Source organism: uncultured Aggregatibacter sp., from assembly GCF_938046485.1.
Classification (GTDB): domain Bacteria; phylum Pseudomonadota; class Gammaproteobacteria; order Enterobacterales; family Pasteurellaceae; genus Aggregatibacter.
On the sequence record NZ_CALIWN010000080.1, the window covers coordinates 1 to 7,643 of the forward strand.

The following is a 7,643-nucleotide window of genomic DNA, read 5'->3' on the forward strand; positions in this document are numbered from 1 at the left end:
GCAGAAAACACATCAGGCTTGATGATTTCCAGTTTTAAGCGTTCAAATTCGCTATTGGTCAAACGGACGCGGTTTAACTGTTCGAATTTTTGGCGGAAATTTTGTTCAAGCGATTCACGGTCGTGAATATCAGGTCGGTGGGTATATTTCAGATCAATGAGTTTTTGAATGAATTTTTGCTCGATGGTCGATTCGGTGTAGGTCATGGTGTAGATGTATGCTAGTACAAAATAAGTTGAGGGATTCTAACATAAATTAAAAATACGCTATAAATGAATCTTACATTTGCTTTATTAAATATAGGTCTTATGAGAATTTCGACCGCACTTTATAGAAAACAAATCGATTAATTAACTCATCTGCGTAAAGAAATCACGAATGCCCACTAACATATTATTAATGGCAACGGCTGCCAAAATTAATCCCATGACTCGACTAATCACGGCTGCGCCGGTGTTGCCGATCCAGCGTTGAATACGGTTTTCCGAGAGGAATAGAAAATAGGTGATCAGCAGGACGGAAAACATGATTAGGTTGTCATGGCTTGGTCGAACAGGTTGAAGCGGTAATTGTCTGTAAGCAATACAATCGCTATCATGGCGCTGGGTGAGACGATGGATGGCACTGCCAACGGGGAAACTGCCGGTTCGTTGAGATTGGACGAGAGTCTCATTTCCTGTTCCGGTTTGTCTTCGTTGAAAATTATGGTTAAGGCAAACACCAATGAACACCAATCCTCCAGCGATGAGGAAGAAAATCAAAATGCCGATGAGCTGCATCTCCATTGTTGGTTGTTGAGTCCCCCTTTGGGGGACAGTTCCAAAAAAACACGTTTTTCAATGTTAATCATTGCTAATGATGCCTCTGTTTAAAGATTATTCCAAAGGTCAAGAGGGCTTGGCTTTAGGAGAAGAGTCATTGTGTAGTTGCCTTTTGGAGGAAAATAGCGACAAGGAAATGCATAAGAATAAAAGCGTCTGGCAAAGAGGCTTTTTAATAAGCTTACCAGACGCGTTGATCTTTTCTATGTTATTGGATCGTCATTAAATCTCAATACCGTCAAAGAGTGCAGTACTCAAATACCGTTCTGATGCAGATGGTAAAATGACGACAATTAACTTATCCTTGAACTCAGGTAATTTGGCTAGACGATCCGCGGCGGCAACGGCGGCACCGGAGGAAATCCCTGCTAAAATACCTTCTTCCGCCATTAAACGACGGGCTGTTGCAATGGCGGTGTCGCTGTCTACCGTTTCTACGCGATCAATTAATGAAAGATCAAGGTTTTTTGGAATAAAGCCGGCGCCGATCCCTTGAATTTTATGCGGGCCCGGTTTCAGTTCTTGTCCGGCAAGGGTTTGGGTGATCACCGGGGATTCAGTCGGTTCAACCGCAACGGAGATAATTGGTTTACCGTGATCTAATTTGATGGCGCGAGAAATACCGGTAATCGTCCCGCCTGTGCCAACACCGGCAACCACAACATCAACCTTGCCTTCGGTGTCTTTCCAAATTTCTTCACCGGTGGTTTTACGATGAATGTCAGGGTTTGCCGGATTTTCAAATTGTTTTAACATCACATAATGATTTGGGTTGGATGCCACAATTTCTTCTGCTTTGGCGATTGCACCTTTCATGCCTTTCGCGCCTTCGGTTAACACTAAATTGACACCTAAACCGCGTAATAAACGTTTACGTTCGGTACTCATGGTTTCCGGCATGGTTAAGGTGATTTTATATCCACGTGCAGCCGCCACATACGCCAAGGCGATTCCGGTGTTGCCGCTGGTAGCATCCACGATTTCTTTATCTTTGGTTAAAATGCCATCTTTTTCTGCTTGCCAAATCATGTTGGCGCCGATACGGCATTTTACGCTGTAACTTGGGTTACGGCCTTCGATTTTAACGACGATATTGCCGTTACCGAAATGGTTTAAACGCACTAATGGGGTATTGCCGATGGAATAAGAATTATCGTTATAAATAGTCATGTTGAGTTCTCCTAATGAACTGACTGAATAGCGTGTCACGCTGGAAGTGGTGCTATTTTTATCACAAGATGTTCTTCTCCAAAAATAGCCAATTCTTCTATTTGATAACTAAAAGCTATTTAGGCACCAGTTGCCCATCACTTGTTGGCGGTTTGCTCAAGGACATATTGGCACTTGCACCGTTTGACGATTCTGGCGTGGATTTAAAGCGATGACGATATTCTTTTACCCACATGGCGGTTGCGCCACATGCAGCCACCGGAATAACCACCAAGTTCGCAATCGGCACGAGCATACATAAAGACACCAATCCACCAAATGTTACTGTCATGTTGCGTTTCGTAGCTAACTCATTTTTCATTAGTTCAAAAGGAACTTTATGGTTATCGAAAGGATAGTCACAATATTGAATAGCCATCATCCAAGCAGAAAATAAAAACGTGATCAGTGGAATCACGGTTTGTCCGATTAAAGGAATAAAACTTAATAAAAACAAGGCGATAATTTTAGGGAGGCTATAAATCAACTTTTGCCATTCCCGCGCCAACATACGCGGTGTATCTTTGATAAACGCCCATAAAGAATCATTAGAAATCTCTTCGCCTGTCATCATTTTTTCCACTTTTTCGGCTAATAAACCGTTAAATGGCGCGGCAATAAAACCCGATAACGTAGCAAAAATGAAATAATACAACACTAAAATCATGCCGATAATGAGTATCGGCAAAATACCGCCCAACCAACTTAACCAAGAAGGCATATAATCCATCAGATGGCTGACAACATCTTTGATTTGAAAGACAAAGGCAATAAACAAGCCGCCCAGCAATAGGATATTTAATAGCACCGGCATAACGGCAAAACGACGTAAACCTTTTTGTTGAATCAAATGCCAACCGGTCACAAAATATTCAAAACCGAGTTTGATTTCCTGTTGATTTAACATAAATTCCCCTCACAGAAAAGAGGCTCAGAATACAAAGTGCGGTAGAAAAAATCAATAAATAAGCAGACCCTATCATCAATTTCATAAAAACATGATAGACTTATGTAAGTTGCGTTAATTTTGTATGATTGGAGAATCGGTAATGGATTTAAATACAATTTTGATTATTTTAGGGGTAATTGCCCTGCTGGCCTTAGTTGCCCATGGCATTTGGTCAAATCGCCGAGAGAAATCGCAATACTTCCAAAATGCCAATACGTTCTCGCAAAATCATCAACCGAATCGGTTTACGGCACCGAATCAAGCCGCCAGACCGTCTGCAGAACCGCCAATTGCCAATAAGCCTGTGCACAGCTTTGTAGAAGAAAATTTACCACAACAGCAAAACTTAGATTTTGATACAACCGCACCAAATAGCACAGGAACGCAATCTATTGAACGGGCGGTCGATGAAATCAAAATTACGTTGCCAAGCGGCATGTCTAATAATAGTGTTGAACCTCAATATCAAGCTTCCCAGCCAACGCAATCTGCCGTTTTTAACTCGCCGGAGCAACAGCCTGATACGTTAAATGCAATGACGCAAAGCAGTGTGCAATTCCAATCTTATGCAGATACAAACCGTGTCTCTGTGACGCAAATGGAAGAAGAGTATCAAACACCGACGGTATCGCTCACGTCGGTTGAAACAGAACGGCCTCATGAGGAAATATCACAAAACCATGTTGCAGAAACGGTGGAAAATAACTCACCGAAGGGTAGTAAACCGCCATTTGTTATGTTGTATGTGGTTGCACCGGAAAATCGTGAATTTCATGGTGCGCGCTTAGCGCAAGCCTTAGAGGGGCTCGGGTTTATTTTTGGTGATCGTCATATTTATCATCGCCATTTAGATTTAACGTCGTCTAGCCCAGTACTTTTCAGCTTAGCAAACTTACGCCAACCGAATACCTTTAATCCTTATGATATGGAAAACTTTTCTACTGTTGGCATTGTATTGTTTATGGAACTGCCTTCTCCAGGCAATGATATCGTGAACCTAAAAACCATGATTCGTGCTGCACGCAATTTAGCTGATGAACTTGGCGGTTTCGTGTTAACGGATAAACAAGAGATCTTCAACGATCATACGGAACAGGAATACTTGGCTAGCGTAGCTTAATTTATTCCAGCTGTTTAAAAACATTTCCAAATATGACCGCACTTTGGGTTCGTAGTGCTACTCAACGTGCGGTCATTTCTTTCCTTTGTTAAGAACGGCAGTGACGGATTGAAATGGCGGAATCTGTTGACAGTTTCCGATTTGAAGACTAAAATTCCCTGTCTGTTCTTGTCTGAACAGATTCGTAAAACAACATTCTTTAATGAATTTTTATTAAACTGGAGTTTTTTAATGGCAACAATCAACCAGCTAGTACGCAAACCGCGTGTGAAAAAGGTTGTAAAAAGTAACGTTCCTGCATTAGAGGCTTGCCCGCAGAAACGTGGTGTGTGCACACGTGTATACACAACTACACCTAAAAAACCGAACTCAGCATTACGTAAAGTATGCCGTATTCGTTTAACCAATGGTTTCGAAGTAACCTCATACATCGGCGGTGAAGGTCATAACCTTCAAGAGCACAGTGTTGTGCTTATCCGTGGCGGTCGTGTTAAAGACTTACCGGGTGTGCGTTATCACACCGTACGTGGCGCATTAGACTGCGCAGGCGTGAAAGATCGTAAACAAAGTCGCTCTAAATACGGCGTTAAACGTCCTAAAGCTTAATGGTTCTCCGTTAAGTAAGGCCAAACGCTAATTAATCATAAATTTAATTAACCACGACTCCAGTAAAGGTGCATTTGCACAGCAAGATTTCTCATTAAAATGAGGGGCTTGTAAACGAGTTTTGGGTAATCCTGAAGATAATAAAACGGAGAAATTCGCAATGCCACGTCGTCGTAGTATTGAACAACGCAAGATTTTACCGGATCCGAAGTTCGGTTCAGAATTGCTTGCTAAATTTATCAATGTCATCATGGTAGATGGTAAAAAATCTATCGCAGAATCTATCGTTTATAACGCGTTAGACACATTAGCTCAACGTACCGGTAAAGAAGCTTTAGAAGCTTTTGAAGCGGCATTAGAAAACGTACGTCCGACTGTGGAAGTAAAATCCCGCCGTGTAGGTGGTTCTACTTACCAAGTGCCGGTTGAAGTACGTCCGGTTCGTCGTAACGCATTAGGTATGCGTTGGATCGTTGAAGCAGCACGTAAACGCGGTGATAAATCCATGGCTTTACGCTTAGCGAATGAATTATCTGATGCGTCTGAAAATAAAGGTGCGGCAGTTAAGAAACGTGAAGATGTTCACCGTATGGCTGAAGCTAATAAAGCATTTGCTCATTATCGTTGGTAATTCGCTTTTAAGATTTAAGGGCTTCATCTTAGATGAAGCCTTACCCTTATATAAACTGATATTAAATTAAACAAGGTTATAATAATGGCTCGTACAACCCCTATCGAAAGATATCGTAATATTGGTATTAGTGCGCATATTGATGCAGGTAAAACTACTACCACTGAACGTATCTTATTCTACACCGGTGTAAGTCACAAAATTGGTGAAGTACACGATGGTGCAGCAACCATGGACTGGATGGAACAGGAACAAGAACGTGGTATTACCATTACCTCTGCGGCAACAACTGCATTCTGGTCTGGTATGTCCCAACAGTTTCCACAACACCGTATCAACGTTATCGATACTCCGGGACACGTAGACTTTACTGTTGAAGTAGAACGTTCAATGCGTGTTCTTGATGGTGCGGTAATGGTTTACTGCGCGGTTGGCGGTGTTCAACCTCAGTCTGAAACTGTATGGCGTCAAGCAAACAAATATCAAGTTCCACGTATCGCGTTCGTAAACAAAATGGACCGTACCGGAGCTAACTTCCTACGCGTGGTTGATCAATTAAAAACCCGTTTAGGTGCAAATGCGGTTCCTCTTCAATTACCTGTGGGTTCAGAAGAAAACTTTACCGGTGTTGTTGATTTGATCAAAATGAAATCAATTAACTGGAATGAAGCTGACCAAGGGATGACTTTCACTTATGAAGATGTGCCTGCAGATATGCAAGCCGCTTGCGAAGAATGGCGTCAAAACCTTGTTGAAGCAGCAGCAGAAGCTTCCGAGGAGTTAATGGAAAAATATCTTGGTGGTGAAGAGTTAAGCGAAGAAGAGATCAAAGCAGGTCTTCGTCAACGCGTATTAGCAAACGAAATCATCTTGGTAACTTGTGGTTCTGCATTCAAAAACAAAGGTGTACAAGCAATGCTTGATGCGGTTGTTGAATACTTACCGGCACCAACAGATATTCCAGCAATTAAAGGTATTAACCCTGATGAAACTGAAGGTGAGCGTCATGCAAGCGATGAAGAGCCATTCTCTTCATTAGCGTTCAAAATTGCAACTGACCCATTCGTAGGTAACTTGACTTTCTTCCGTGTATATTCCGGTGTAATTAATTCTGGTGATACCGTATTAAACTCTGTACGTCAAAAACGTGAACGTTTTGGTCGTATTGTACAGATGCACGCAAATAAACGTGAAGAAATTAAAGAAGTTCGCGCGGGCGATATCGCTGCGGCAATCGGCTTAAAAGATGTAACAACAGGTGATACATTATGTGCTATTGAAGCACCAATCATCCTTGAACGTATGGAATTCCCTGAGCCGGTAATCTCTGTTGCAGTAGAGCCAAAAACAAAAGCAGACCAAGAAAAAATGGGTCTTGCATTAGGCCGTCTTGCACAAGAAGACCCGTCATTCCGTGTTCACACTGATGAAGAATCCGGTGAAACCATTATTTCCGGTATGGGTGAGTTACACTTGGATATCATCGTTGACCGTATGAAACGTGAATTCAAAGTGGAAGCTAACATTGGTAAACCACAAGTATCTTACCGTGAAACAATTCGTACTCGTGTTAACGATGTAGAAGGTAAACACGCAAAACAATCTGGTGGTCGCGGTCAATATGGTCATGTTGTTATCGACTTATATCCATTAGAGCCAGAAGGTCCGGGTTACGAATTTGTTAACGAAATTAAAGGTGGTGTCATCCCTGGTGAATACATCCCTGCTGTTGACAAAGGTATTCAAGAGCAACTTAAATCTGGTCCATTAGCAGGTTATCCAGTAGTTGATATCGGTGTTCGTTTACATTTCGGTTCATACCATGATGTGGACTCCTCTGAATTGGCGTTTAAACTTGCAGCATCTTTAGCATTTAAAGCGGCATTCGCAAAAGCAAACCCAGTTTTACTTGAGCCAATCATGAAAGTTGAAGTAGAAACTCCACCTGAGTATGTAGGTGACGTCATCGGTGACTTGAGCCGTCGTCGCGCTATGGTGAACGGTCAAGAAGCAAATGAATTCGTTGTTAAAATCGACGCTGAAGTGCCGCTTTCTGAAATGTTCGGTTATGCAACTGACTTACGTTCCCAAACTCAAGGTCGTGCTTCCTACTCAATGGAACCATTGAAATATGCTGAAGCACCGAAAAACGTAGCTGAAGCAGTTATTGAAGCTCGTAAAAAATAATTTTGTTTAACTAAGGCCACAAGCCATCTTGGCTTGTGGGCTTATATATTGAGGAAACTTAATCGTGTCTAAAGAAAAATTTGAACGTACAAAACCGCACGTTAACGTGGGTACAATCGG

7 protein-coding genes and 1 pseudogene are annotated in these 7,643 nt (G+C 42.0%); 4 read left to right on the top strand and 4 right to left on the bottom strand.

Annotation, left to right across the window (positions count from 1 at the left end; translation table 11 throughout):
* From Q0203_RS09595 to cysZ, 4 genes and pseudogenes are all read right to left on the bottom strand, one after another.
* Positions 1–206 (bottom strand): hypothetical protein (locus Q0203_RS09595; RefSeq protein WP_297931940.1); only part of this gene is annotated, 206 nt, incomplete at its 3' end.
* Positions 207–350: 144 nt separating this feature from the next.
* Positions 351–724 (bottom strand): annotated as a pseudogene (locus tag Q0203_RS09600) (MarC family protein); the annotation flags it as partial.
* A gap of 319 nt (positions 725–1,043) precedes the next feature.
* Positions 1,044–1,991 carry a cysteine synthase A gene (gene cysK / locus Q0203_RS09605; RefSeq protein WP_297931943.1) on the bottom strand — a complete coding sequence of 316 codons (948 nt, stop codon included), beginning with the start codon at positions 1,989–1,991 and terminating at the stop codon, positions 1,044–1,046.
* Positions 1,992–2,106: 115 nt separating this feature from the next.
* Positions 2,107–2,937 (bottom strand): sulfate transporter CysZ, encoded by an 831-nt coding sequence (gene cysZ / locus Q0203_RS09610; protein ID WP_297931946.1) that lies wholly within the window; start codon positions 2,935–2,937, stop codon positions 2,107–2,109.
* Positions 2,938–3,079: 142 nt separating this feature from the next.
* Here cysZ and zipA point away from each other — a divergent pair, with 142 nt between their 5' ends.
* The 4 genes from zipA to fusA all read left to right on the top strand — a co-directional run bounded on the left by zipA (position 3,080) and on the right by fusA (position 7,523).
* Positions 3,080–4,099: a cell division protein ZipA gene (zipA, locus tag Q0203_RS09615; RefSeq protein ID WP_295975152.1), complete on the top strand. Its 1,020-nt coding sequence runs from the start codon at positions 3,080–3,082 to the stop codon at positions 4,097–4,099.
* A gap of 231 nt (positions 4,100–4,330) precedes the next feature.
* The gene (gene rpsL, locus Q0203_RS09620) at positions 4,331–4,705 is read left to right on the top strand and encodes a 30S ribosomal protein S12 (RefSeq protein ID WP_033002815.1); all 375 of its coding nucleotides are present in this window, start codon (positions 4,331–4,333) and stop codon (positions 4,703–4,705) included.
* A gap of 160 nt (positions 4,706–4,865) precedes the next feature.
* Positions 4,866–5,336 (top strand): 30S ribosomal protein S7, encoded by a 471-nt coding sequence (gene rpsG, locus Q0203_RS09625; RefSeq protein WP_005555497.1) that lies wholly within the window; start codon positions 4,866–4,868, stop codon positions 5,334–5,336.
* 84 nt (positions 5,337–5,420) lie between these two features.
* Complete coding sequence (fusA, locus tag Q0203_RS09630) at positions 5,421–7,523, top strand: elongation factor G (RefSeq protein WP_021617120.1); 2,103 nt, start codon at positions 5,421–5,423, stop codon at positions 7,521–7,523.
* Positions 7,524–7,643 lie beyond the last annotated feature (120 nt).

Excerpts from the sequence above, each read along its gene's own strand:
- cysK (WP_297931943.1), bottom strand. The coding sequence starts at position 1,991 with ATGACTATTTATAACGATAATTCTTATTCCATCGGCAATACCCCATTA.
- cysZ (WP_297931946.1), bottom strand. The coding sequence starts at position 2,937 with ATGTTAAATCAACAGGAAATCAAACTCGGTTTTGAATATTTTGTGACC.
- zipA (WP_295975152.1), top strand. The coding sequence starts at position 3,080 with ATGGATTTAAATACAATTTTGATTATTTTAGGGGTAATTGCCCTGCTG.
- rpsL (WP_033002815.1), top strand. The coding sequence starts at position 4,331 with ATGGCAACAATCAACCAGCTAGTACGCAAACCGCGTGTGAAAAAGGTT.
- rpsG (WP_005555497.1), top strand. The coding sequence starts at position 4,866 with ATGCCACGTCGTCGTAGTATTGAACAACGCAAGATTTTACCGGATCCG.
- fusA (WP_021617120.1), top strand. The coding sequence starts at position 5,421 with ATGGCTCGTACAACCCCTATCGAAAGATATCGTAATATTGGTATTAGT.